The organism is Aestuariibius insulae (genome assembly GCF_040783535.2).
In the GTDB taxonomy this organism is placed as follows: Bacteria; Pseudomonadota; Alphaproteobacteria; order Rhodobacterales; family Rhodobacteraceae; genus Aestuariibius; species Aestuariibius insulae.
Window position 1 is genome coordinate 355,077 of the sequence record NZ_JBFONW020000004.1, and the last position, 23,571, is coordinate 378,647.

General features: G+C 63.0%; 27 protein-coding genes. 17 read left to right on the forward strand and 10 right to left on the reverse strand.

Annotated features, from left to right (window positions below; genetic code table 11):
- Positions 1-7 precede the first annotated feature (7 nt).
- The 15 genes from AAD018_RS13270 (at position 8) to cysE (ending at position 11,891) form a co-directional block, all read left to right on the forward strand.
- On the forward strand, positions 8-562 hold the full coding sequence (locus tag AAD018_RS13270) for an HK97 family phage prohead protease (RefSeq protein WP_367314570.1): 555 nt from the start codon (positions 8-10) through the stop codon (positions 560-562).
- Between the two features lie 33 nt (positions 563-595).
- Positions 596-1,777, forward strand: coding sequence for a phage major capsid protein (locus AAD018_RS13275; protein WP_367314571.1), 1,182 nt, complete (start codon positions 596-598; stop codon positions 1,775-1,777).
- A gap of 157 nt (positions 1,778-1,934) precedes the next feature.
- Complete coding sequence (locus tag AAD018_RS13280; protein WP_367314572.1) at positions 1,935-2,534, forward strand: head-tail connector protein; 600 nt, start codon at positions 1,935-1,937, stop codon at positions 2,532-2,534.
- On the forward strand, positions 2,531-2,863 hold the full coding sequence (locus tag AAD018_RS13285) for a head-tail adaptor protein (RefSeq protein ID WP_367314573.1): 333 nt from the start codon (positions 2,531-2,533) through the stop codon (positions 2,861-2,863). The genes AAD018_RS13280 and AAD018_RS13285 overlap by 4 nt, the downstream gene beginning before the upstream one ends.
- On the forward strand, positions 2,860-3,252 hold the full coding sequence (locus tag AAD018_RS13290; RefSeq protein ID WP_367314574.1) for a DUF3168 domain-containing protein: 393 nt from the start codon (positions 2,860-2,862) through the stop codon (positions 3,250-3,252). The genes AAD018_RS13285 and AAD018_RS13290 overlap by 4 nt, the downstream gene beginning before the upstream one ends.
- Before the next feature lie 24 nt (positions 3,253-3,276).
- The gene (locus AAD018_RS13295) at positions 3,277-3,690 is read left to right on the forward strand and encodes a phage major tail protein, TP901-1 family (RefSeq protein WP_367314575.1); all 414 of its coding nucleotides are present in this window, start codon (positions 3,277-3,279) and stop codon (positions 3,688-3,690) included.
- Positions 3,690-4,001: a gene transfer agent family protein gene (locus tag AAD018_RS13300; RefSeq protein WP_367314576.1), complete on the forward strand. Its 312-nt coding sequence runs from the start codon at positions 3,690-3,692 to the stop codon at positions 3,999-4,001. Before AAD018_RS13295 ends, AAD018_RS13300 begins: the two co-directional genes overlap by 1 nt.
- Positions 3,998-4,204 (forward strand): rcc01693 family protein, encoded by a 207-nt coding sequence (locus AAD018_RS13305; RefSeq protein WP_367314577.1) that lies wholly within the window; start codon positions 3,998-4,000, stop codon positions 4,202-4,204. Before AAD018_RS13300 ends, AAD018_RS13305 begins: the two co-directional genes overlap by 4 nt.
- On the forward strand, positions 4,191-4,841 hold the full coding sequence (locus AAD018_RS13310) for a phage tail tape measure protein (protein ID WP_367314578.1): 651 nt from the start codon (positions 4,191-4,193) through the stop codon (positions 4,839-4,841). The genes AAD018_RS13305 and AAD018_RS13310 overlap by 14 nt, the downstream gene beginning before the upstream one ends.
- 10 nt (positions 4,842-4,851) lie before the next feature.
- Positions 4,852-5,487: a phage distal tail protein, Rcc01695 family gene (locus AAD018_RS13315; protein ID WP_367314579.1), complete on the forward strand. Its 636-nt coding sequence runs from the start codon at positions 4,852-4,854 to the stop codon at positions 5,485-5,487.
- A complete protein-coding gene (locus AAD018_RS13320; protein ID WP_367314580.1) occupies positions 5,484-6,362 on the forward strand; it encodes a DUF2163 domain-containing protein in 879 nt (292 codons plus the stop codon). Before AAD018_RS13315 ends, AAD018_RS13320 begins: the two co-directional genes overlap by 4 nt.
- Positions 6,359-6,793, forward strand: coding sequence for an NlpC/P60 family protein (locus AAD018_RS13325; protein ID WP_367314581.1), 435 nt, complete (start codon positions 6,359-6,361; stop codon positions 6,791-6,793). Before AAD018_RS13320 ends, AAD018_RS13325 begins: the two co-directional genes overlap by 4 nt.
- Positions 6,793-10,695, forward strand: coding sequence for a baseplate multidomain protein megatron (locus AAD018_RS13330; RefSeq protein ID WP_367314582.1), 3,903 nt, complete (start codon positions 6,793-6,795; stop codon positions 10,693-10,695). Before AAD018_RS13325 ends, AAD018_RS13330 begins: the two co-directional genes overlap by 1 nt.
- Complete coding sequence (locus AAD018_RS13335) at positions 10,695-10,997, forward strand: DUF7742 family protein (protein WP_367314583.1); 303 nt, start codon at positions 10,695-10,697, stop codon at positions 10,995-10,997. Before AAD018_RS13330 ends, AAD018_RS13335 begins: the two co-directional genes overlap by 1 nt.
- A 90-nt stretch (positions 10,998-11,087) precedes the next feature.
- Positions 11,088-11,891 carry a serine O-acetyltransferase gene (gene cysE, locus AAD018_RS13340; protein ID WP_367314584.1) on the forward strand — a complete coding sequence of 268 codons (804 nt, stop codon included), beginning with the start codon at positions 11,088-11,090 and terminating at the stop codon, positions 11,889-11,891.
- Between the two features lie 115 nt (positions 11,892-12,006).
- On the opposite strand, the gene AAD018_RS13345 is transcribed toward cysE, so the two are convergent.
- From AAD018_RS13345 to AAD018_RS13385, 9 genes are all read right to left on the reverse strand, one after another.
- The gene (locus AAD018_RS13345; RefSeq protein WP_367314585.1) at positions 12,007-13,338 is read right to left on the reverse strand and encodes a pyruvate dehydrogenase complex dihydrolipoamide acetyltransferase; all 1,332 of its coding nucleotides are present in this window, start codon (positions 13,336-13,338) and stop codon (positions 12,007-12,009) included.
- Complete coding sequence (locus AAD018_RS13350) at positions 13,328-13,591, reverse strand: hypothetical protein (protein WP_367314586.1); 264 nt, start codon at positions 13,589-13,591, stop codon at positions 13,328-13,330. The genes AAD018_RS13345 and AAD018_RS13350 overlap by 11 nt, the downstream gene beginning before the upstream one ends.
- Positions 13,588-14,964: a pyruvate dehydrogenase complex E1 component subunit beta gene (locus AAD018_RS13355; protein ID WP_367314587.1), complete on the reverse strand. Its 1,377-nt coding sequence runs from the start codon at positions 14,962-14,964 to the stop codon at positions 13,588-13,590. The genes AAD018_RS13350 and AAD018_RS13355 overlap by 4 nt, the downstream gene beginning before the upstream one ends.
- A gap of 39 nt (positions 14,965-15,003) precedes the next feature.
- Entirely contained in the window at positions 15,004-15,432 is a 429-nt protein-coding gene (locus AAD018_RS13360) for a hypothetical protein (protein WP_367314588.1), read from the reverse strand.
- 18 nt (positions 15,433-15,450) lie between these two features.
- Positions 15,451-16,467: a pyruvate dehydrogenase (acetyl-transferring) E1 component subunit alpha gene (gene pdhA, locus AAD018_RS13365; RefSeq protein WP_367314589.1), complete on the reverse strand. Its 1,017-nt coding sequence runs from the start codon at positions 16,465-16,467 to the stop codon at positions 15,451-15,453.
- A 155-nt stretch (positions 16,468-16,622) separates the two neighbouring features.
- Complete coding sequence (locus AAD018_RS13370; protein ID WP_367314590.1) at positions 16,623-16,922, reverse strand: septum formation initiator family protein; 300 nt, start codon at positions 16,920-16,922, stop codon at positions 16,623-16,625.
- Positions 16,923-17,244: 322 nt separating this feature from the next.
- Positions 17,245-18,174, reverse strand: a complete 930-nt coding sequence (locus tag AAD018_RS13375) for a class I fructose-bisphosphate aldolase (protein ID WP_367314591.1) — start codon at positions 18,172-18,174, stop codon at positions 17,245-17,247.
- 108 nt (positions 18,175-18,282) lie between these two features.
- A complete protein-coding gene (locus tag AAD018_RS13380; RefSeq protein ID WP_367314592.1) occupies positions 18,283-19,842 on the reverse strand; it encodes a hypothetical protein in 1,560 nt (519 codons plus the stop codon).
- A gap of 43 nt (positions 19,843-19,885) precedes the next feature.
- Positions 19,886-21,079: a phosphoglycerate kinase gene (locus AAD018_RS13385; RefSeq protein WP_367314593.1), complete on the reverse strand. Its 1,194-nt coding sequence runs from the start codon at positions 21,077-21,079 to the stop codon at positions 19,886-19,888.
- A gap of 128 nt (positions 21,080-21,207) precedes the next feature.
- Here AAD018_RS13385 and AAD018_RS13390 point away from each other — a divergent pair, with 128 nt between their 5' ends.
- Both AAD018_RS13390 and AAD018_RS13395 read left to right on the forward strand, forming a co-directional pair.
- Positions 21,208-21,714 (forward strand): peptidylprolyl isomerase, encoded by a 507-nt coding sequence (locus AAD018_RS13390; protein WP_367314594.1) that lies wholly within the window; start codon positions 21,208-21,210, stop codon positions 21,712-21,714.
- The gene (locus AAD018_RS13395; RefSeq protein ID WP_367314595.1) at positions 21,707-22,252 is read left to right on the forward strand and encodes a peptidylprolyl isomerase; all 546 of its coding nucleotides are present in this window, start codon (positions 21,707-21,709) and stop codon (positions 22,250-22,252) included. Before AAD018_RS13390 ends, AAD018_RS13395 begins: the two co-directional genes overlap by 8 nt.
- 47 nt (positions 22,253-22,299) lie before the next feature.
- Here the strand turns inward: AAD018_RS13395 and tyrS are convergent, their stop codons facing one another.
- Positions 22,300-23,553, reverse strand: coding sequence for a tyrosine--tRNA ligase (tyrS, locus tag AAD018_RS13400; RefSeq protein WP_367314596.1), 1,254 nt, complete (start codon positions 23,551-23,553; stop codon positions 22,300-22,302).
- Between the last annotated feature and the right edge of the window lie 18 nt (positions 23,554-23,571).

Genomic DNA, 23,571 nt, shown 5'->3' on the forward strand with positions numbered 1-23,571 from the left:
AACGAGCATGGATCTGGAACACAAATTCTGCCGCCTAGGCGGCGAGGTTTCGGTGCGCGAAGCGGCGGCCGGAGGCGCGGTGATCGAAGGCTATGCCTCGCTTTTCGGGGTTTGCGATCAGGGCGGTGATATCGTCGAGGCGGGGGCCTATGGCGCGTCGCTGACGCGGCTGACGGAGGCGGGCGGACGGGTCAAGATGCTGTGGCAGCACGATCCGGCGCAGCCGATCGGCGTCTGGGACGAGGTGCGCGAGGATAAGCGCGGCCTTTACGTCAAAGGACGCCTTCTGGACGAGGTGGCGCAGGCGCGGGAGGCGGCGGCTTTGGTCGCGGCGGGGGCCATTGACGGGCTTTCGATCGGCTACCGGACGGTGAAGGCGGGAACATCGGCGAAGGGCGAACGGCTCTTGTCGGAACTGGAGCTTTGGGAAGTGTCGCTGGTGACATTCCCGATGCTTCCTCAAGCGCGCGTGGACGCCAAGGGAGAGGATCCCGAAGCGACCGAGATGCGCGATCTGGCGGCGGCGATCGAGGAAGGACGCCGTCTGCTTGCCGGGACCTGAGCCGGCACTCTCGAAACTGACAGAGGATCAAGAATGAGCAAGACCGAGATGAAGGCTCGGGCCGGGGAGCTTGTGTCTCCGGCCAGCGATCTGGCGGCCGCGATGAGCGGGTTCGCCAGCGAGATCAAGACGTTCAAGGACGACATTCAAACCAAACTTCAAAGGCAGGACGACCGTATGACCCTACTCGATCGCAAGACCCTGGCGGCGCGCCGCCCGCTTCTGGACACCAAGGCCGAAGAGGGCCAGCCCCATCAGAAGGCCTTTGCCGCCTATCTGCGCTCGGGCGACGATGACGGGCTGCGCGGGCTGGAACTGGAAGGCAAGGCGCTGGGCACATCTGTGGCGGCTGATGGCGGCTATCTGGTGGATCCGCAGACCTCCGAGACGGTGAAATCCACGCTGAGCTCGACCGCCTCGCTGCGGTCTATCGCCAATGTCGTGCAGGTCGAGAGCACGTCCTTTGACGTACTGGTCGATCACACGGAAATGGGCGCAGGCTGGGTTGCCGAAGCGGGCGGCGTGACAGAGACGGACACGCCGCGCATCGACCGGATTTCGATCCCGCTCCATGAGCTGTCGGCGTTGCCCAAAGCGTCGCAGCGGCTGCTCGATGATGCGGCCTTCGATATCGAGGGTTGGCTCGCGGGCCGGATCGCGCAGAAATTCGCACGCTCCGAGGCGCAGGCCTTCGTGTCAGGCGACGGTGTCGACAAGCCCAAAGGGTTCCTGGGTCATCCCATCGTGGCCGATGGCACCGAGGAATGGGGCGAGCTGGGCTATGTTCCCTCGGGCACCGATGGCGACATCACCGATGCCGATGCGATCATTGAGCTGGTCTATGCGCTGGGCGCCGAATACCGCGCCAATGGCACCTTCGTCATGAACTCCAAGACGGCGGGCAAAATTCGCAAGCTCAAGGACAATGACGGCCGCTTCCTGTGGTCCGACGGTCTGGCGGCGGGCGAGCCTGCGCGGCTCGTCGGCTATCCGGTGCTGATTGCCGAGGATATGCCCGATTTGGCCTCCGGATCCCACTCGATCGCGTTCGGCGATTTCGCGACCGGCTACACCGTGGCTGAACGTCCGGACCTGCGCATCCTACGCGATCCGTTCTCGGCCAAGCCGCATGTGCTGTTCTACGCGACCAAGCGCGTAGGCGGCGATGTCAGCGATTTCGCGGCGATCAAGGTCCTCAAGGCCTCGACCTCCTAAACGGGACGTGCGGATGGGATGGCCGGCTCGGACAGAGCCGGTCCATCTCGACGGGCGCACGCCGTAAGGCAAGCCGCACCGTCTAGCTGCTCCCTTCCGTCCGAGGGGTGCGGTGGCGTGCGTCCACCTAACAAACGGCTTTTGCTGGAGACCGACGATGATGTTGACCGAAGAGACTGCCGTGTCCGCCGGGGCGCTGCCGGTCGCGCAATTCAAAGACCACCTGCGGCTCGGCACCGGCTTTGGCGAGACCGGATTGCAGGATGGCGTGCTCGAGAGCTTTTTGCGGGCGGCGATTGCCGGGATCGAAGGGCGAACCGGCAAGGCGCTGATTACGCGAGACTTTCTGCTGCGCCTGACCTTGTGGAAGAGCCCCGGAGCCCAGCCGCTGCCCTTGGCGCCGGTGCAGGAGATCCTGTCTGTCCGCGCGGTCGCTCCCGATGGATCGGAGCGCGAGATCGCGGCGTCGAGCCTGCGGCTGGAGCCCGATGCGCAGGTGCCGTGGCTGATGTCGGTTTCGGGCGCGTTGCCCGCGATCCCGATCGGCGGCTCGGTCCAGATCCGGCTGCGCGCGGGCTATGGCGCGAGCTGGGATGCGCTGCCATCCGATCTGGCGCAGGCGGTGCTGCTGCTGGCCGCGCATTACTACGAATACCGCCACGAGACCGCTTTGGGCGATGGCTGCATGCCGTTCGGCGTGACGGCCCTGATCGAGCGCTACAAGGCGCGCCGGATCGGGCGGGGGGTGACGCGATGATCCCGCGTTTGAACCGGGCGCTGGTGCTCGAGCATCGGGTCGAAGCGCCTGACGGGGCGGGGGGCTATAGCGCCTCCTGGGAGATCCTCGGATCGCTTTGGGCGGAGATTACGCCGGGGCGTGGGCGCGCCAAAGCGGGCGTGACGACGGCGGTGTCGGCGGTGCCCTACCAGATCACGGTGCGGGCGGCGCCGGTGGGGGCCCGCTCGCGGCCTGTGGCAGGACAACGGTTCCGCGACGGAGAGCGGTTCTACCGGATCGATGCCGTGGCCGAACGCGATGCAAGCCGCCGGTATCTGGTCTGCAGCGCCGAGGAGGTGACCGCATGAGCTATGCCGTCTCTCAGGCGCTGCAGGCGGCGGTCTATGGGGCGCTGGCTGGGGTCGGCGCACCGGTCTTCGACGCGCTGCCTTCGGGGCCCTTGCCGGAGCTTTACGTGACGCTGGGCCCGGAGACGGTTCGGGACCGGTCGGGGGTCGGTGCGAAGGTCGCGCGGCATGACTTCACCGTGTCCGTGATCAGCGATGCCAGTGGGTTTCGGAGCGCCAAGACCGTGGCGGGCGAGATCAGCGATGTGCTTTCGGACGCCGATCTGGCGCTGGAGCGCGGCACGCTTGTGGCGCTCGATTTTCTGCGCGCCCGGGCGCGGCGCACCTCGCAGGAGGGCGTCCGGCGGATCGACCTTATCTTTCGTGCGATCGTCGACGACGACGCTTAATCAACGACTTATGGAGTAAAGCTCATGGCGGCTCAGAACGGCAAGGACCTTCTTATCAAGATCGACATGACAGGCGATGGCCTGTTCGAAACCGCCGCCGGTTTGCGGGCGACGCGGATCAGCTTTAACGCGGAGAGCGTCGATGTGACGTCGCTGGAAAGCCAGGGCGGCTGGCGGGAATTGCTGGGCGGCGCGGGCGTGAAAAGCGCGGCGCTGTCGGGGTCGGGCATCTTCAAGGATGCGGCCACGGACGAGCGGATCCGGCAGGTCTTTTTCGACGGCGAAGTGCCGAACTTTCAGGTCATCATCCCCGATTTCGGCACGATCGAAGGCGCGTTCCAGATCGCGTCGATCGAGTATGCGGGCCAGCTTCAGGGCGAGGCGACCTATGAGCTGAGCATGGCCTCGGCCGGTGAGCTGAGCTTCGTGGCTTTGTGATGGGCAATCCCTTCGCAGGAGAGGTAAGCCTTGTGATCGATGGCCAGCGGCATGTCTGCAAGCTGACGCTAGGTGCGCTGGCCGAACTGGAGGCCGAGCTTGAAAGCGAGGGGATCGTCGATCTGGTCGAGCGGTTCGAGGCGGGCGGGTTCCGCGCGGGCGACGTGATGGCGCTGGTCGTGGCGGGCCTACGCGGTGGCGGTTGGCAGGGCCGCTGGGCGGATCTGCTGACTGCCGAGATCGAGGGCGGCCCGGTGGGCGCAGCCAAGGCGGCGGCGGCGCTTCTGGCGCGGGCTTTTTCGCAGCCATGAGAGGGCTCGACTGGCCCGGCCTGATGCGGGCCGGGCTGCACGGCGCCGGTCTGAAACCGGCGGAGTTCTGGGCGCTGAGCCCGGCGGAGCTGATGTTTTTGCTGGGACGCAGCGCGGCTGAGGCGCCGCTGGGACGCTCCCGGCTTGAGGAACTGGCGGCGGCATATCCCGACGCGGACGGAGGACAGGATGGCGGACTATGACGAGCTTGGCTCGGAGCTGAACGGGCTGGAAAGCGATCTGGGCGAAGCCAGCCGGATGACGGCGGCTTTCGGCGCGGAGCTGGCGAGCCTGCGCGGCGGGATGGACGGCACGGTGCGCGATCTGGGCAATCTGGAAAGCGGGATCAGCCGCGGCCTTAGGCGCGCGTTTGACGGGCTGGCCTTCGACGGAATGAAGCTGGCCGATGCGCTCGACGTGCTGGGCCGGTCGATCATCGACACGGCCTACAACACCGCGATGCGGCCGGTGACGGACCATTTCGGCGGTCTGATCTCGGACGGGATCAATTCGATCGTCAGCGGGCTGATGCCATACGAGAAAGGCGGCGCGTTTACCTCGGGGCGCGTGACGCCCTTTGCAAAAGGCGGTGTCGTCAGCGGCCCGACGACCTTTCCGATGCGCGGCGGGATGGGCCTGATGGGCGAGGCGGGACCTGAGGCGATCATGCCGCTGACCCGGGGCGCCGATGGCCGTCTGGGTGTGCGCGCCCAGGGGGGCGGCGCATCGCAGATCGTCATGAACATCACCACGCCCGACGTCGCCGGGTTTCAGCGCAGCCAAGGCCAGATCGCCGCTCAGATGAGCCGGATGCTGGGCCGCGGCCAGCGCAACGCATGAGGAGCACGCTATGAGCTTTCACGAGGTGAGATTTCCCGCCGCGCTGAGTTTCGGATCGGTCGGCGGCCCGGAGCGGCGTACGGAGGTCGTGACGCTGGCCAACGGGTTCGAAGAGCGCAACACGCCCTGGCGAGATTCGCGCAGGCGCTATGATGCGGGCGTGGGCTTGCGGTCGCTCGACGATGTCGAGGCGCTGATCGCGTTTTTCGAGGCGCGTCAGGGGCAGCTGTTCGGGTTTCGCTGGAAGGATTGGGGCGATTTCAAATCGAGCCTGCCGTCCAAGGATGTGACAGCCTTCGATCAGATCATAGGGTATGGAACGCCTGAACGGCAGGATGTCTTTCCTTTGATCAAGGATTATGCGTCGGGCGATCAATGCTATGCGCGTCCGATCCGCAAGCCCGTAGCCGGGACGGTCCGGATCGCATTGGAGCAGGTCGAGCTTCAGGAGCGCATCGATTTCGAGATCGATACGGCGACCGGAGAGATCTCTTTCGCGGAGCCGCCCGCTGAAGGCGTGACGATCCGGGCCGGGTTCGAGTTCGACGTGCCGGTGCGGTTCGATGTCGACCGGATCCAGACCTCGGTCGCCAGCTTTCGGGCAGGCGAAGTGCCGAATGTACCGATTGTCGAGGTGCGGGTATGAGCGCGCTTCTGGAGCATCTGGGAACCGGCACGACCACGGTCTGCCGCTGCTGGGCGGTGACGCGTGCGGACGGGACGGTTCTGGGGTTCACCGATCACGACACCGAGCTGAGCTTCGAGGATATCTCGTTCCGGGCCGATAGCGGTCTTACCGCCAAGGCGCTAAGCCAGACGACGGGTCTGTCCGTGGACAATACCGAGGCGATGGGCGCGCTGAGCGATGCGTCGATCCGCGAGGCCGATATCGAGGCAGGGCGCTTTGACGGGGCCGAGGTACGCGCCTGGCTGGTGAACTGGGCCGATGTGACCGAGCGGATGCTGCAGTTCAAGGGCTCGATCGGAGAGATCCGGCGGCAGGGCGGGGCCTTCCATGCCGAGCTGCGCGGTTTGGCCGAGAAGCTGAACGAGCCGATGGGACGGGTCTTTCAGCGCGGCTGCGGCGCGGTTCTGGGCGATGAGACCTGCCGCTTCGATCTGAACGCGGACGGCTATGTGACGAGCCAAGTGGCGAGCGCGGAGACGGAGGGGCAGGTCTTTCGCTTTCCCGGTCTTCTGAATTTCGAGGACCGCTGGTTTGAGCGCGGCACGCTGACACTGACGAGCGGCGCGGCCGTGGGGTTGTCGGGCGTCATCAAACATGACCGGGTCATCGACGGGGTGCGCGTGGTGGAGCTTTGGGCTCCGATCCGGGCGGATGTGGCCGAGGGCGATACGCTGCGGATGACGGCGGGCTGCGACAAGCGGGCCGAGACCTGCCGGCTCAAGTTCAACAACTATCTGAATTTTCAAGGCTTTCCGGATATCCCCGGCGAGGACTGGCTGATCAGCGTGCCGACGCGTTCGGGTGACAATAGCGGCGGGAGCCGGACGCGATGAGCGCGGTCGTTGCGGCGGCGCGTGATTGGATCGGCACGCCTTACCTGCATCAGGCCTCGGTGAAGGGGGCGGGCACGGATTGCCTTGGCCTGCTGCGCGGCGTCTGGCGCGATTGCCACGGGGCCGAGCCCGAACCCGTTCCGGCCTATAGCGCCGACTGGTCCGAGCCGCAGGGCGACGAGGTGCTTTGGCGCGCTGCGCTCCGGCATCTGGCGGCGAGGGACGGGGCGATAGAGATGCCCGGTGATGTTCTGCTGTTCAGGATGCGGGCAGGGGCCGTGGCAAAGCATCTAGGGATCCAGGCCGGGACCGGGGCCGAGGCCTCTTTCATTCACGCCTATTCCGAACACGGCGTGGTCGAAAGCCCGCTGAGCGAGCCCTGGCGGCGCCGGATCGTGGCGCGTTTTGCCTTTCCTGAGAGGACTATCTGATGGCGACACTTGTTCTTTCCGCGGCGGGCATGGCGATCGGTGGTACGATCGGCGGCTCGGTTCTGGGTCTGTCGACGGCTGTCATCGGTCGCGCAGCGGGCGCGGCGCTGGGCCGGGTCATCGATCAGCGGCTCATGGGCTCTGGCAGCCAGACGGTCGAGGTCGGGCGCGTCGACCGGTTCCGCCTGACGGGCGCGAGCGAAGGGACGGCGATCCCGCGCATCTTCGGACGCATGCGGGTGTCGGGCCAGGTGATCTGGGCGTCGAAATTCCGCGAGAAGACCAAGACCTCCGGCGGAGGCGGCGGGAAGGGCGGGGCACCGAGCCAGCCCAAGACCAAGGAATACAGTTATTATATCAACATGGCGGTCGCCTTGTGTGATGGCGAGATCAGCCGCGTGGGGCGCGTCTGGGCGGACGGGGTCGAGATCGCGCGCGATGATCTGAACATGCGTGTCTACAAAGGCGGGCAGGACCAACTTCCCGATGCCAAGATCGAGGCCATCGAAGGCGCGGGCAACGTGCCTGCCTATCGCGGCACCGCCTATGTGGTGCTCGACAACCTGCCACTGGGCCAGTTCGGCAACCGGATCCCGCAGCTGTCGTTCGAAGTGATGCGTCCGGTGCCGGAGGACCTGCCTCCGCAGGACATCCCGCAGATCGTGCGTGCTGTCGCGATGATGCCGGGCAGCGGTGAGTTTTCATTGGCCACGTCCCCGGTGCGGCGGCAGATCGAGTATGGGCAAACCGAGATCGCCAATATCAACACGCCGTCGGGCAAGACGGATTTCGTGACCTCAGTCGAGGCATTGGTCGAGGAGGTTCCGAAATGCGTATCGGTGTCCCTGATCGTGTCGTGGTTCGGGGACGATCTGCGAGCGGGCGATTGCCGGCTCAAACCCAAGGTCGAGCGTTCGGCAGGCGGCGGCGATTGGGCGGTCTCGGGCGCGGGGCGCGGCCAGGTGGAGGTTGTGCCGACCGAGGATGGTAGGCCGGTCTATGGCGGCACGCCGTCGGACGCATCGGTCATTCAGGCGATCCAGCATCTGGCGGGCCAGCAAAAGCGCGTCGTCTTCTATCCGTTCATCCTGATGGAGCAGCTTGCGGGGAATGGACGCGCCGATCCCTACAGCGATGCCGCCGATCAGGCGGTGCTGCCGTGGAGAGGGCGGATCACGACGCTGAAGGCGCCGGGCCAGCCGGGATCGACCGATGGCACGGCGGCTGCGGAGGCGGAGGTGGCTGCGTTCTTTGGCGAGGCGCGTCCCGAGCATTTCAGCCGGAGCGGTGAGACGATCACCTATACCGGACCGGCGGAGTGGTCCTATTGCCGGTTCATCCTGCATTATGCGCATCTATGCGCCGCAGCAGGCGGGATCGACAGCTTTTGCATCGGCTCTGAAATGCGCGGGCTGACCCAGATCCGGGGGGCGGCCAACAGCTTTCCCGCGGTGGCGCAATTGGTTCGGCTGGCCCGCGAGGTGCGCGCGATCCTCGGGCCGGATACCAATATCGGCTATGCCGCCGACTGGTCGGAATATTTCGGCTATCATCCGCAGGATGGATCGGGGGATGTCTTTTTTCATCTCGACCCGCTTTGGGCCGATGATGCGATCGATTTCATCGGCATCGACAATTACATGCCGCTGTCGGATTGGCGGGATGGCGACGATCACGCGGATGCCGATTGGGGATCGATCTATAACCTTAAATACCTGACTTCCAATATCGAGGGCGGGGAGGGATACGACTGGTATTATCATTCGCCCGAGGCGCGGGCGGCGCAAATCCGGACCCCGATTACCGATGGCGCTTACGGCGAGCCTTGGGTCTTTCGCTACAAGGATCTGCAGGGCTGGTGGGCAAACGCGCATCACAATCGCATCGGCGGGGTTCGTCAGGCCAATCCGACGGACTGGGTGCCGGGATCCAAGCAGATCTGGTTCACCGAATTGGGCTGTGCGGCGGTCGACAAGGGGACGAACCAGCCGAACAAGTTCGTCGATCCCAAATCCTCGGAATCGAGTTTGCCGCGCTATTCGAACGGGCTGCGCGACGACTTTATTCAGCTTCAGTACCTGCGGGCGATGTTCCTTTTCTATTCGCAGGAATGGAATAATCCGGTCATGCCCGAGACAGGGGTCCGGCTTCTGCGGTTCAATCGCTTTCATGTCTGGGCCTGGGATGCACGGCCCTTTCCGTTTTTCCCGAACGACCGTGAGACCTGGAGCGATGGCGCCAATCATGCCCGCGGTCACTGGATCACGGGACGGGCCTCGGCGCGGCCTCTGGCGTCGGTGGTCGAGGAGATCTGCGAGCGGGCCGGGCTGAGCGACTACGACACGTCGGAGCTTTGGGGGCTTGTCCGGGGCTATGCCCTGAGCGACGTGACGACGGCGCGAGCGGCGCTTCAGCCGCTGATGATCGCCTATGGTTTTGATGCGGTCGAGCGGGACGGAAAGGTTGTCTTTCAGACCCGGACCGGGCGCGAGACGCAGGCGGTGACGCTTGATCATATCGTGCAGGAGGCGGATGCGGCTGGACCGATCGAGGCGGTGCGTCTGCCGGAAGCCGAGACATCCGGCCGGGTGCGCGTGAGCTTTGTCGAAGGCGATGACAGCTATGCGGTTGCTTCCTCAGAAGCGGTGTTTCCGGGCGACGGGTCAGCATCGGTTTCGCAATCGGATCTGTCCCTGGTCCTGACGCGGGCCGAAGGGCAGCGGATCGCGGAACGCTGGTTGTCCGAGGCGCGCGTGGCGCGTGATACGCTGACGCTCACATTGCCGCCGTCGCGACTTGATATCGGGGCGGGCGATGTTCTTCGGGTGCCGGAGCGGGGGCTCTTTCGCGTCGACCGGGTGGAGCAGACGGAGGCACAGCTGCTGGAGGCGACGCGGGTTGAGCCGGAGACCTATCGGCCCCATGAGCTGCTTGAGGAAGGCGTGCCGAAAAGCTCGTTCCTTGCGCCGGTTCCTGTCGCCGCGACCTTCCTCGATCTGCCGCTTCTCAGCGGTGAGGAAGTTCCCCATGCACCGCATGTTGCCTTCACGGGTGTTCCATGGCCGGGATCGGTCGCGCTTTATGGCTCGACGCAGGACAGCGACTACGCGCTGAGTGATATTTTTGCGGCCCAATCGGTGATCGGCCTTACCCAGACGCCGCTTTTCCGAGCGCCTCCCGGCGTCGTGGACCGCGGTGCGGCCTTGCGTGTGAGACTGGTTCGGGGCGAGCTCAGCAGCGTTGCACTCGACCGGCTTCTATCGGGCGCGAATGTCGCGGCGATCGGGGATGGGACGCCGGATGGCTGGGAGGTCTTCCAGTTCGCTACGGCGAAGCTTGTTGACGAGAACATCTACGATCTGACCTTGCGGCTTAGGGGGCAGGCGGGCAGCGACGGGATCGCTCCGGCCGACTGGCCGCCGGGATCGCGGTTCGTGTTGTTGGACGGGGCGCCTCGTCAACTTGAGATGCCCGCCTCGCTTCGGGGGGTGGAGCAACATTTCCGCTACGGTCCGGCCCAGCGGCCAATCGACGATCCGGCCTATGATTATCTGGTCCACAGCTTTCAGGGGAACGGTCTGCGGCCCTACCGGCCTGGGCACCTGGAGGGGGCTCTGTTAGGATCGGATCTGGATCTGAGCTGGATCCGCCGCACCCGGATCGACGGCGATACCTGGACCGGGCTCGATGTGCCTCTGGGCGAAGAGCGCGAGCAGTATCTGTTGCGTGTTTATCGCGCCGAAGCGGTTGTCCGGGAGGTCCTGCTCGATGCGCCGGTCTGGCGCTATACTGGGGCCCAGCGAACGGCCGATAGCGTATTCGGCGCCGCCGAGATCGGTGTCGCGCAAGTTTCGGACAGGTTCGGGCCAGGGCCGTTCGTCCGGCGCAGCTTTGATCTGTGATGCGGGCGGTTCTGTCGGTCGATATCGAGTTGGCGGCGCGGGCTTTGCTCTGCCGCGCCGCCCCCGAGCGAAGAAAGGCTATGCAGGCGCTTTGCGAGCGTGCGCATATCGCCGATCTGTGGAGGCGGCGAACGGGACGGGCTCATTCGGTCTGGGGCGATGGAACTCTTGCCGCGGCGGCCATGGCCCACCCTCTTGCGCCAAAGCGGCTGCGCTATGATCCGGTCTGGACGGAGGTTCTGGGACAGGCTTTGGCCGGTCTTGACGATTGGAGGCAGGATCCCGCACGGCGCTCTGACTGATATTCCAATCCGTGATCGGATCCCTCACATCTTTGATATTTGCAGGGCAGCCCCATCTGCCATAGTGAAAGATCAACGAGGAGATCTCAGATGGCAAACGTCAAGACGAGCCTGACCCAGGTGGATCCGGTTTGGTCGCGGATCGAAACCGAAGCCGAAGAGGCTGTCCGTTCGGAGCCGCTTCTGGGCGGCCTCGTCCATTCCTCTATCCTGCATCATCGCTCTCTCGAAGGGGCTTTGGCCTTTCGGATTTCCCTGAAACTCGCGTCGCCCGAGATGTCCGAGCAGATCCTGCGCGAGCTGGCTGATGAGGGCTTCGCCAAGGATGGGGAGCTGATTGCAGCGGCCCGCGCTGATCTGGTGGCGGTCTATGAGCGCGATCCTGCGTGCCACCGGCTGATGCAGCCGCTGCTTTACTTCAAGGGGTTTCAGGCCGTTCAGGCCTACCGGCTTGGTCATTGGCTGTGGCAGGAGGGCCGCCGCGATCTGGCTTATTTCGTGCAGATGCGGGTGAGCGAGGTCTTCGGGATCGATATCCACCCGGCTGCCCGGATCGGACGCGGGATCATGATCGATCACGCCCATTCCATCGTCATCGGGGAAACCGCGGTGGTTGGCGACAATGTCTCCATGCTGCATTCGGTGACACTTGGCGGGACCGGCAAGGAGGATGACGATCGTCACCCCAAGATCGGCGACGGCGTCCTGATCGGTGCGGGTGCCAAGGTTCTTGGCAATATTGAGGTGGGCCATTGCAGCCGGATCGCCGCCGGATCGGTCGTTCTGGGGGATGTGCCACCGATGAAGACCGTCGCGGGCGTGCCTGCGCGGATCGTGGGCGAGGCGGGCTGCTCGCAGCCATCCGTGACGATGGATCAGCTTCTGAAGCAGTGATTCCGATGTGTGGCTGCGCCACGCAAGATGCTTTTGCGTTCAGGCCACGCAGGCCTTCAAGGGGCGCTGCCCCTTGAAAATCCCCGGAGTATTTTTCGCCAGATGAAAAGGATCATCAGGCGAGCATGACGACCGGATTTTCCAGATTGTCGACCATGGCCTGGAGGAACTCCGCCCCGAGCGCGCCGTCGATCACCCGGTGATCGACGCTGAGTGTGACCGACATGACGGTTGCGGTGGTCAGTTCGCCATCCTTACCGACGATGGGCTTTTTGATGCCCGCCCCGACGGCGAGGATCGAGCCGTGCGGCGGGTTGATGACCGCGTCGAAATTGTCGATCCCGAACATGCCTAAGTTGGAAATCGCGAAGCTGCCGCCCTGGTACTCGTGAGGGGCAAGCTTGCGGTCGCGGGCGCGCGTGGCGAGATCCTTCATTTCGGCGGAAAGGGCGGAGAGCGATTTGAGATGCGCGTCTCGCAGAACCGGCGTGAAAAGCCCGCCCTCGATCGCGACGGCGACGGCCACATCCGACGGTTTGAGCTTGAGGATCCGGTCCTCGGCCCAGACGGCATTGGCATCGGGGACGGCCTGCAAGGCCAGCGCGCCCGCCTTTATGATGAAGTCGTTGACCGACAGCTTCACGCCGCGGCTTTCCAGCTGTTTGTTCAGATCGCTGCGGAACTTGAGCAGCGCGTCGAGTTGGATGTCGCGCCGCAAATAGAAATGCGGGATCGTCTGCTTGGCCTCGGTCAGGCGAGCGGCAATCGTCTTTCGCATCCCGTCGAGCTTGACCTCTTCGGTCTCGCGATCCTCATACATCTTCAGGACGGACTGCGCTGAGGGCCCTGCCGCAGGAGCGGCGGCCTTTGGTGCCTCTGCGGCTGCATTTGCTGCCTTGGCGGGCTGTGCCTCGGCGGCTTCCACATCCGCTTTGACGATCCGGCCCTTCGGTCCTGAACCTTTGATGGAGGCGAGATCAAGGCCTTTGTCGTTGGCAATCCGGCGGGCGAGGGGGGATGCGAAGATACGCTCCCCGTCCGCGCGCTGGGATGAGGGTTCGCTTGGCGCCTCGGGGGCGGCGCCGTTGCGGCCATAGCCCTCGGCCGGGTCGGTCTGTCCGGACGGCTCTGCCGGTGCGGCCTTTGACGATGCGGGGGCGTCCTTCGGCTCGGACGAGACATCGCCGATATCCTCGGCGCTTTCGCCATCCTCAAGCAGGACTGCGATGGGCGCATTCACTTTCACGCCCTCGGTTCCTTCGTCCACGAGGATCTTGCCAACCGTGCCTTCATCAACGGCTTCGAATTCCATCGTCGCCTTGTCGGTTTCGATCTCGGCCAGCAGATCGCCTGAGGAGACGGTGTCGCCCTCCTTGACCAGCCATTTGGCGAGCGTGCCCTCTTCCATCGTGGGCGAAAGCGCGGGCATTAGGATTTTAGTCGGCATGGGTCGGCTCCCCGATCAGGGTGAGGGTGTCGTAGGGCGCAGGCGGCGTGCGGCCCCAAAGGCGCGCCTGGGCAGCGGCGGCGATGGCAGAGGCGCGCTCCGCGATAAACTCATAGGCGGTCTGGTGCGACGGGGCTCGTCCGGCCAAGCGTTCGGGCAGCATGACGTCGGCCGGCCCGTGTGGCAGATGCACGGTCAGCCGGTACGCCTCTGCCGCCGCGTCGCGGCCCATCACATCGATCCGCACGCTCACTTGTAGGTCACCTTTCGCACCGCCTCGACCACTTCGTCGGTCGTCACCAGCGCAAGCTTTTCAAGGTTCGCCGCGTAGGGCATCGGCACGTCCTTGCCTGTGCAGTTGATGACCGGAGCGTCGAGATAATCGAACGCCTCCTCCATCAGCAGTGCCGAGATGTGGTTGCCGATAGAGCCGACGGGCCAGCCTTCCTCGACCGTCACGCAGCGGTTGGTTTTCTTGACGCTCTCGATGATCGCGCCGCGATCCATCGGGCGCAGGGTGCGCAGGTCAATGACCTCGGCCTCGATCCCGTCGCCGGACAGCCGCTCGGCCGCTTCCATCGCGTAGGTCATGCCGATGCCGAAGCTGACGATGGTGACATCTGATCCGCTGCGCGCGATCCGCGCCTTGCCGAAGGGGACCGTGAAATCATCGAGGACGGGCACGTCGAAGCTGCGTCCGTAAAGGATCTCGTTCTCGAGGAAGATCACCGGATTGGGATCGCGGATTGCTGATTTGAGCAGCCCTTTCGCATCGGCGGCCGTATAGGGCATCGCGACCTTCAGGCCCGGCACCATGGAATACCAGGCCGCGTAATCCTGTGAGTGCTGCGCACCGACGCGGGCGGCGGCCCCGTTCGGGCCGCGGAAGACGATGGGGCAGCCCATCTGACCGCCGGACATGTAGAGTGTCTTTGCGGCGGAGTTTATAATTTGGTCAATAGCTTGCATGGCGAAGTTAAACGTCATGAACTCTACGATAGGCCGCAACCCGCCAAAGGCCGCGCCGACGCCAAGACCGGCAAAGCCGTGTTCGGTGATCGGCGTGTCGATCACCCGCTTGGCGCCGAATTCGTCCAGCAGGCCTTGTGTGATCTTGTAGGCACCCTGATATTCGGCGACCTCCTCGCCCATGACGAAGACCTCGTCGGTGCTGCGCATCTCTTCGGCCATCGCGTCGCGTAGCGCCTCGCGGACGGTCGTCGATTTCACCTCGGTTCCCTCGGCCCAATCGGGCGAGCGGTCGACCTGCGGCTCGGGATGGCTTTTCGCGGCGGCTGGCGCGGTTTCCGAGGATTGCTCCTTGTCGGCGGGGGCAGGGGCCTGGGCGGGCGTGTCGGACACCTCGATGTCGGACGCATCCTCTCCTTCCTCGACCAGCACGGCGATCGGGGCGTTTACCTTGACCCCTTCGGTGCCCTCCTCAACGAGGATCTTGCCAAGCACACCCTCATCGACCGCCTCGAATTCCATCGTGGCCTTGTCGGTCTCGATCTCAGCGATGATATCGCCGGAGGACACGGTATCGCCCTCCTTCTTCAGCCATTTGGCGAGCGTCCCTTCCTCCATTGTCGGGGACAGGGCGGGCATGAGGATTTCAGTTGCCATGAGACATCTCCGAACAAGAGGACAGACTGCGATCCTTCATCACAGGCCACGATAGCCCGGAGACAGGATCACAGAGAACAGGACGAGCAGCCCGGCCAGCACGCCAAGGGCCGCCGCAGCACTCCAGATGGCGGCGCGCCCGCTTCGGGCGCGAGCGGGGACATGCGGCCTGATCAGATAGCGAAAGACCAGCAGATAGAAGAGAAGGCCCAGAGGCGCTCCGACCATCACGGCCGAAAGGCTGCGAGCCAGGCCGGTTATGGCAAGCAGGACGGGTGCGAATACCATCGGCGTGGCCATCCAGACGGCCAAAGAGATCGCAGTGATCTGCAGGATCTGGCCGAAAGGGAGCTCGATCTGCGGGCGCAGCGTCTTGCGAACGACAAGCGCGGCGACCGGAGCGGCTGCCGCGACAAGAGCCAGACCGATTAACATGACCCCAGGCGCGGGGAAGGCGATCCAAGGCATGTCCGACGGATCCACCGATCAAGCCGACGCCTCCTGCGGAACTTCCTCTGCCAGGATATCGGTCCAAAGCTCGCTTACATCGGGCTCCGGGCTTTCTTTTGAGAACTCGGCCGCTTCGTTGACGATGTCCTTGATCTCCTTGTCGATCGTCTTGAGGTCATCTTCACTGGCATGCTTGCCGGTCAGGAGCATCTGTTTGACGCCTTCGATAGGATCACGCTCCTCGCGCATTTTCTGGACTTCCTCGCGGGTGCGGTACTTGGCCGGATCCGACATCGAATGGCCGCGATAGCGGTAGGTCTTCACCTCGAGGATATAGGGACCTTTCCCGTCCCGACAGTGCGCGACCGCCTTCTCTCCGGCGGCTTTCACGGCCAGCACGTCCATTCCGTCGACCTCTTCGCCGGGGATGCCGTAGGCTGCGCCGCGCTCCCAGAGCGACGGGGATTTGGTGGACCGCTTCACGCTTGTGCCCATCGCGTATTGATTGTTTTCAATGACGAAAACGACGGGCAGATCCCATAGCTCCGCCATGTTATAGGTCTCGTAGACCTGACCCTGGTTTGCAGCTCCGTCGCCGAAATAGGCGAAGGTGACCCGGTCATTGCCGCGATATTTGTCCGAAAACGCGAGCCCTGCTCCGATCGGCACCTGAGCGGCGACGATCCCGTGTCCGCCATAGAAATGCTTCTCTTTCGAGAACATGTGCATCGAGCCGCCCTTACCGCGGGAATAGCCGCCTTCGCGGCCCGTCAGCTCGGCCATGACACCTTTGGGATCCATTCCGCAGGCCAGCATATGTCCGTGATCGCGGTAGGAGGTGACGCGCTTGTCGCCTTCATCCGCCGCCGCCTCGAGGCCCACGACAACCGCTTCCTGACCGATATAAAGGTGGCAGAAGCCGCCGATCAGGCCCATCCCGTAAAGCTGACCGGCCTTTTCCTCGAACCGCCGGATCAGCAGCATTTCCCGGTAGTAATGCTTCAGCTCCTCGGCCGAAACATTGGGCTTTTTCGTCGTCTTGCGTGCGGCCATTCGGCACCTCCCTGCGGCGAGGTTGGGGGATAGTTTAACGCTAAACAATCCGTAGCCCAGCCTTTTCCGGATTGCGACCCCCATTCTCCCGATCGCCATTCCTTGGGACCCAATCCCTTGAAAGCCGGTCGGTTCCGTTCCGGAAATCTGTTTGTTTAGGGAATGACGATCTCGTCGGCGCGCACCATGCCGAGCATATCGCGTGCGCGTTCATCGAGTAGATCCAGATCCAGAAAATCGTCCGACAGGCGCCGGGTCAGGATCTCCATCTCGGAGACTTCGAAACTCAGCGCTTCAAGCTCGGCGGCAAGTTGTGCGGCTTCGGCATCTATCTCGGCCCGGCGGAAGAGGCCGTAATCGCCCTGTACGGCGGCAAAGGTAAAATAAAGCGCGAGCAGCAGTGCTCCTCCGCCGTAAAGAAGACCGCCCAATGCGGAGCGTGACCGTACCGTCATAACCTGCCAATGCCTCAGTACCGGAAGTCTGACCGCCTCCGTTCAGCGCAGACTCGCATATCCGATTCGCTTTGTGAATCCCCTTTGTTCGGCTCCGCTCGGATCTGCCCACCGCTAGATCCAGAGCTGATCCGGTCGCGCGACGTGGGTTCGGTCCTCGCGGTTACGGCTCAGATCGATGCCGGGACGAGCCTTGGTCGGCTCGAACCCGGCTAAGGTGATCCATTTGCAATCGGTATTCCTAGATCGTAGCTCGCGATAGGTACTCCGATTCCACCGACCGGATACCGACGCAATACCGACCGGATACCGACACGCCGTTTTACGCTTTTTCGCGGTAGATATCCACGAGCTTGCCCAGCATCGCGAGCGCGTCCTCGCGGCTTCTCTGGAACGAATTGCGGCCGATGATCGAGCCATTTCCGCCACCGTCACGGATCGCGCGGGCATCATCGTAGACGTCGTTCTCGCCCTTTTTCGAGCCACCCGAAAAGACCATGATCCGACGACCGTTGAACGCGGATTGCACACAATGGCGCACGCGATCGGCCTGGTCCTTGATGGCTATCCCTTCGGATTCGTAGACTTTTTTCGCTTCGGGGAGCGATAGGTGATCGGTCGAAAGCTTGATCTTGATGATATGTGCGCCCAGCAGGGCCGCGATCTGCGCAGCATATGCCGCGATATCGATAGCCGTCTCACCGTCTTTGTCGAGCGCCTCACCGCGCGGGTAGGACCAGATGACGGTGGCCACGCCCTTGGCTTGCGCCTCGCGCCGCATCTCCTTGATTTCCTGAAACATTTCCAGACCGGAGGAGGAGCCTGGATAGATCGTGAACCCGATCGCCGAGGCCCCGATCCGCAGCGCGTCGTCGACGCTTGCCGTGATTGCCTGATCCTTCGATTGCTCGTCTGGCATCAAGGAGTTGGCCGAATTCACCTTGAGGATTGTCGGGATCTGCCCGGCAAAGGTGTCCGCCCCGGCCTCCAACATTCCCAAGGGAGCGGCATAGGCGTTCAGTCCAGCATCCAACGCCAGTTTGTAGTGATAATGCGGATCATATCCATCCGGATTAGGGGCAAAGGAGCGGGCCGGACCATGCTCAAATCCCTGATCTACCGGCAAGATTATCATCTTCCCGGTGCCGCCCAGTTTTCCGGTCATCAGCATCCGGCACAGGTTGGCCTTCACGCCCGGCGCTTCGCCTTCGTAATTCGACAGAATTCGCTGTACCGCACGCGTCGCTTTCATAGGGCCCACCCTTTTGTTGCCGTGTTCTGTGTCGTCCTGACCCGCCGTGTCTTAGGTTGCAACTGGTTAGCGCCAACAGAAGCCTCTGTTTTCGCTAACATCTTCGGACTATTCCGCCAAAAGAGCGTTTGGCAGATCGCGGTCGATCCAGGTTTCCAGAGCTGCGCGACTGATCCGCGATGCAATCGGCTCCCACTCAGCGTCCGCTCCTCTGACGCGCATCATCTCGTCGACTTCGTCGCGGAGATCCGCCGAAGGACGGTCGCCCGCGGCGGCGGCCAGAACCGCCCAATAATAGGCACGCTCATAGCTTCGGGGCGTTCTTGTTCCGATCAGCCTGGCAAGGGCCTGACCGCGCATCGCTCCGACAGAGTTATAGACCTGGGCGTCGATTTCGTCAGTGCTTTGCAGCCGGATCAGATCCTGAAACGTCACCTCTGTCTCCAGACGATCCATCAGGCTAAGCGCATGTCCCATCCCTGTCGCGGCGGCCGTTCTTGCGTAGACATAAGCCTCTTCCGGGTCCTCTGTCAGCTCCGCCATGAGCACGGCCGCCTCGGGTGAAGCATCCGCTATGGGCGCAAGGACATCCCGCGCAAGATCGCGGTCACGCGGTGCGCCGATCCCGCTTGCAAGGGCTGTCCCGATGGTGAGGCGATCGGCATCGGCGAGATTGCCTGAGATCGCGGTCTCGAGCAGATCGAGCGGGAGGGTCTCTGACAGCTCCGGCGGCTGGGTCGTCAACTGGGGGGCCAAATCAGCAAAAAGAGCTTTTGTTTCCGTGTCTTCCTGCGGTCCAAGCCGGATCGGGCGGGATGGCTGCATATTCAGAATAACCCGGCGAGGACCGTCCTGAAACTGTGATGCGATATCAGTCGCTTGTGCAACAAATCGAACTTGCTCGGGTGACAGATCCGGATCGAGCGGGCCATTGGCCCTAATCAAAGCGTCGGTCAGCACGCCTTCGATCAACTTGGCCAAGGCGTCCTCGCTGCGCGCTTCTTTAGGGACAATCTGCTCGACCCGGCTCCAGATGCCCTGGTCTTCTATGCTGAGGCGCATTTCATCCAGATCGATGCGCAGGCCCGGCTCGCTCGTTTCCGCATCCATGCGGTAACTGACATAATCTGCGTCCATATAGCCCGAGATCGAAACAAGATCCGCAACGTCCGCGATCATCGAGGTCCCGACCTGCCCAGAGGGTATATGATACTCGATATCAAACCGGAGGCGTGGAACGATGATGTCCTCGATCCCCGCCATTCCGATGACGGGTCGAATTTCGCGCGGCAAACAGTCGTAATCTATGACGGTCTCATCCAACGTCGCAGTCAGCCGAACCCTCTCGATCGATGCCAAAGGCGCGCCGCTGAGGGTCAGGCGCTCTGTTGAAATCGAGCATTCTGCCCCTGCGATGCTCTCGAGGTCGGGGCGAATGACCAGCCCCACAAGGCTATAGCGGCTGCCGAGGGGATCGGCGCTTAGCCCATCATAGGTGATGTCGGCGAACGACCGCGCCATCGAGACACCGCTTTGAAGAAACCGTGTCGCGATGGCCTCGAGCGTGAAAAGATCAAGCAAGCTTGGCTCGGCCTTGTCCTGTGCCTGAAGGCTTGGCGTGCCAAGCAGGAAAGACACCATTGCGATAGAGCATGTTGTCAATTTCATGTGAAAAATCCCTGTCCTCAAATGCGAGTAACCTGAATGGTTATCAGTCTGTTTGTAATGCGGCCACCCCGGGCAGGGTCTTGCCCTCCATCCATTCAAGGAAGGCGCCGCCTGCGGTGGACACATAGGTAAATCGCTCAGCAGCTTTGGCGGCATTGAGCGCAGCGACCGTATCTCCACCGCCGGCGACTGAAACCAAAGCACCCTCATCCGTTCGAGCTGCGGCGTGCTGTGCTGCGGCGACGGTCGCAGCATTGAAAGGCTCGATCTCGAACGCACCGAGAGGACCGTTCCAGATCAGAGTTTTGGAAGCATCGATAGCCGCCTTGATCTCGTCCACCGTGGCCGGCCCGGCGTCCAGGATCATCGCGTCGGGCGGGCAGTCCGAGGCGTCAACCGTCTGATTGTCGGCATGCGCTTCGAACGCGCGGGCGACCACGATGTCGGCTGGCAGGAGGATGCGGCAACCTGCAGTTTTCGCCTTATCGAGGATCTCGAGGGCGGTCTCTGTCATGTCGCGTTCGGCCAGCGATTTGCCGATCTCATGACCCTGCGCCGCGAGGAACGTGTTGGCCATGCCGCCCCCGATGACAAGGATGTCGACGCGGGTGACGATATGCGCCAGCAGGTCGAGCTTCGTCGAGACCTTCGCGCCTCCGACGACCGCGATCAGCGGGCGTTCGGGATCCTCCAACGCCTGCGCAAGCGCCTTCAGTTCCTGCTCCATCAACCGGCCCGCAGCAGAGGGAAGACGTCGTGCAAGGCCTTCGGTCGATGCATGGGCCCGGTGAGCTGCCGAAAAGGCATCATTTACGTAGACATCGCCGTTCTTTGCCAGCTCCGCCGCAAAGTCGGAGGCGTTCGCCTCTTCTCCACTGTGAAAGCGCGTGTTTTCGAGCAGAAGGACCTCCCCAGTGGGAAGCGCTCCTGCGGCTGATTGTGCTTCCGCCCCTACGCAGTCTGCAGCAAATCGAACGGGAACTCCGAAAGCATCTTGCAGCGCAGGAAGAAGCGGCTTCAGCGACATCTCAGGAACTCTATGTCCCTTCGGTCGACCGAAATGCGCGAGCAGGATTGGCCGCCCCCCCTTGGACAGAATATCTGCGATTGTCGGGGCGACCTTCTCGATCCGGGTGGCATCGGTAACCCTGCCGTCGTCCATCGGCACGTTGATATCGACCCGCACCAGAACGCGTTTGTCCGCAAGATCGATCCCGTCGAGGCTGGTCCATCCCATGCCGATGCTCCTTTTTCGGTATTGGGCGGTTGATCGCCCGGGGATCGGGCCTGGTCAAGGTCTCAGCCTTGGCAAAGGTAGGTGCTCGCCCTAGGGTCTTCGTCAACTGAAAGTTCAAGGAGGCCCAGATGGCCGACATAAAAGACCCCGAAAACACGATCATCATCGAGCTGAAAGATGGTTCCGTCACGATAGAGCTGCTGACCGATGTGGCGCCCAAACATGCAGAGCGCATGAAAGAGCTTGCCCGGTCGGGGGCCTATGACAACGTGGCTTTTCACCGGGTGATCGACGGGTTCATGGCGCAGACCGGCGATGTCGCGAACGGCAATATGGAGAAGGATTTCGACATTCGTTCTGCCGGAACGGGCGGATCGGATCTGCCGGACCTGCCTGCGGAGTTCTCGAAGCTGCCTCATGACAGGGGAACGCTGGGCGCTGCCCGGTCGCAGAGCCCCAACTCGGCCAACTCGCAGTTTTTTATCAACTTCAGCGACAATCATTTCCTGAACGGGCAGTACACTGTTTACGGCCGCGTCATTGAGGGGATGGAGCATGTCGACAAGATCACCAGGGGTGAGCCGCCGATGAACCCCGACCGGATGATGAGCGTGAAGGTGGCTGCCGATGCGTAATGTTCTGATGCTGGCCCTTCTGACCGCCGGTCCTGCTGCAGCGACGGGTCTCGAGATCGAGGTCGCCGGTGAGGCGAACGGGACGATCATGATCGACCTTTTTGAGGACGTGGCGCCCAATCATGTGGAGCAGATCACAGCGCTGGCCGGGGAGGGCGCTTATGATGGCGTTGTCTTTCACCGGGTGATCGACGGCTTCATGGCGCAGACCGGCGATGTCGAATTCGGATTGGCGTCGGGCGATTTGCGCCAGGCCGGGACCGGCGGCTCGTCACGTCCCGATCTGGAGGCTGAATTTTCCGATCGCTCCTTCGCGCGGGGCACCGTTGGAATGGCACGCAGTTCGGACCCCGACTCTGCCAACAGCCAGTTCTTCATCATGTTCGATGCCGCTCCTCATCTGGACGGCCAGTATACGGTTGTCGGAGAGGTGACCGAGGGTCTGGAAATCCTCGATGCCATCAAGCGGGGCACGGGCGGCAACGGTGCTGTCGTCGGTGAAGCGGATGTCATGCAATCCGTGACGGTGGCGGAATAGTCAACGGACCCCTTCGCTCTGTGGCGAGGGGGTCCAATCTATGAGGATTAATCGTCGAGCCGGATCAGTGCATGTCGCTTCTTGCCTGCGCTGAGCTTCAGCGGTGAGGAGAGGGCGGCCCGGTCGAAGAAACGTCCCGTATCGGTGAGCGGCTGATCGTCCAGACGCGCGCCGCCGCCTTCGATCATCCGCTTGGCCTCCTTGCCGGAGGGCGCGAGACCTGACCGGACAAGTAGCTGGACTACCGAGATACCGTCGCCCAGATCCTCCGAGGTCAGCGAAAGTGTCGGAAGATCGTCTCCGACCCCGCCTTTTTCAAACACTTCACGCGCCGTCGCTTCGGCCGCCTGTGCCGCATCGGGTCCGTGAAGAAGCGCTGTCACCTCGTTAGCAAGACGGATCTTTGCCTCGTTAATCTCGGCCCCCTCGAGCGCGCCGAGCCGGTCGCAGTCCTCTACGGGCAACTCGGTATAAAGCTTGAGGAAACGCCCCGCATCGGCGTCCATCGTGTTCCGCCAATACTGCCAGAACTCGTAGGGAGACAGCAGATCGCCGTCGAGCCACACCGCGCCGCCTGCTGATTTGCCCATCTTGCGCCCATCCGCAGTCGTTAAAAGAGGCGAAGTCAGACCGTAGATCTCGTGATCGAGAACCCGGCGGGTCAGGTCGATCCCGTTGACGATATTCCCCCATTGATCGGATCCGCCCATCTGCAGAACGCATCCATAGCGGCGGTTCAGCTCGAGGAAGTCGTAGGCCTGAAGGATCATGTAGTTGAACTCGAGAAACGACAGCGATTGCTCCCGGTCGAGCCGCGACTTGACGCTCTCGAAGGACAGCATCCGGTTGATCGAGAAATGCCGCCCGATATCCCGCAAGAAATCGAGGTAATTCAGATCGTCCAGCCATTCGGCATTGTTGATCATCATCGCGTCGGTCGCGCCGTCGCCATAGCTTAGATAGGTGGCAAAGACCTTGCGGATACCGGCGATATTCTCGTCGATCTGTTCGGGGCCGAGCAGTGGACGTTCATCCGAGCGGAAGCTGGGATCGCCAACCTTGGTCGTACCGCCGCCCATCAGGGTGATCGGCTTATGGCCGGTTTTCTGCAGCCAACGCAAGAGCATGATCTGGATCAGCGAGCCGACATGCAATGAGGATGCAGTAGCGTCAAAGCCGATATATCCGGGAACGGTTCCTTTCGCCAAAGCTTCGTCGAGGCCTTGATAGTCGGTGCAATCTGCGACGAAGCCGCGCTCCATCATGATGGCGATGAAGTCCGATTTCGGATGGTATGTCATGGGACCGTTCTCTAGATT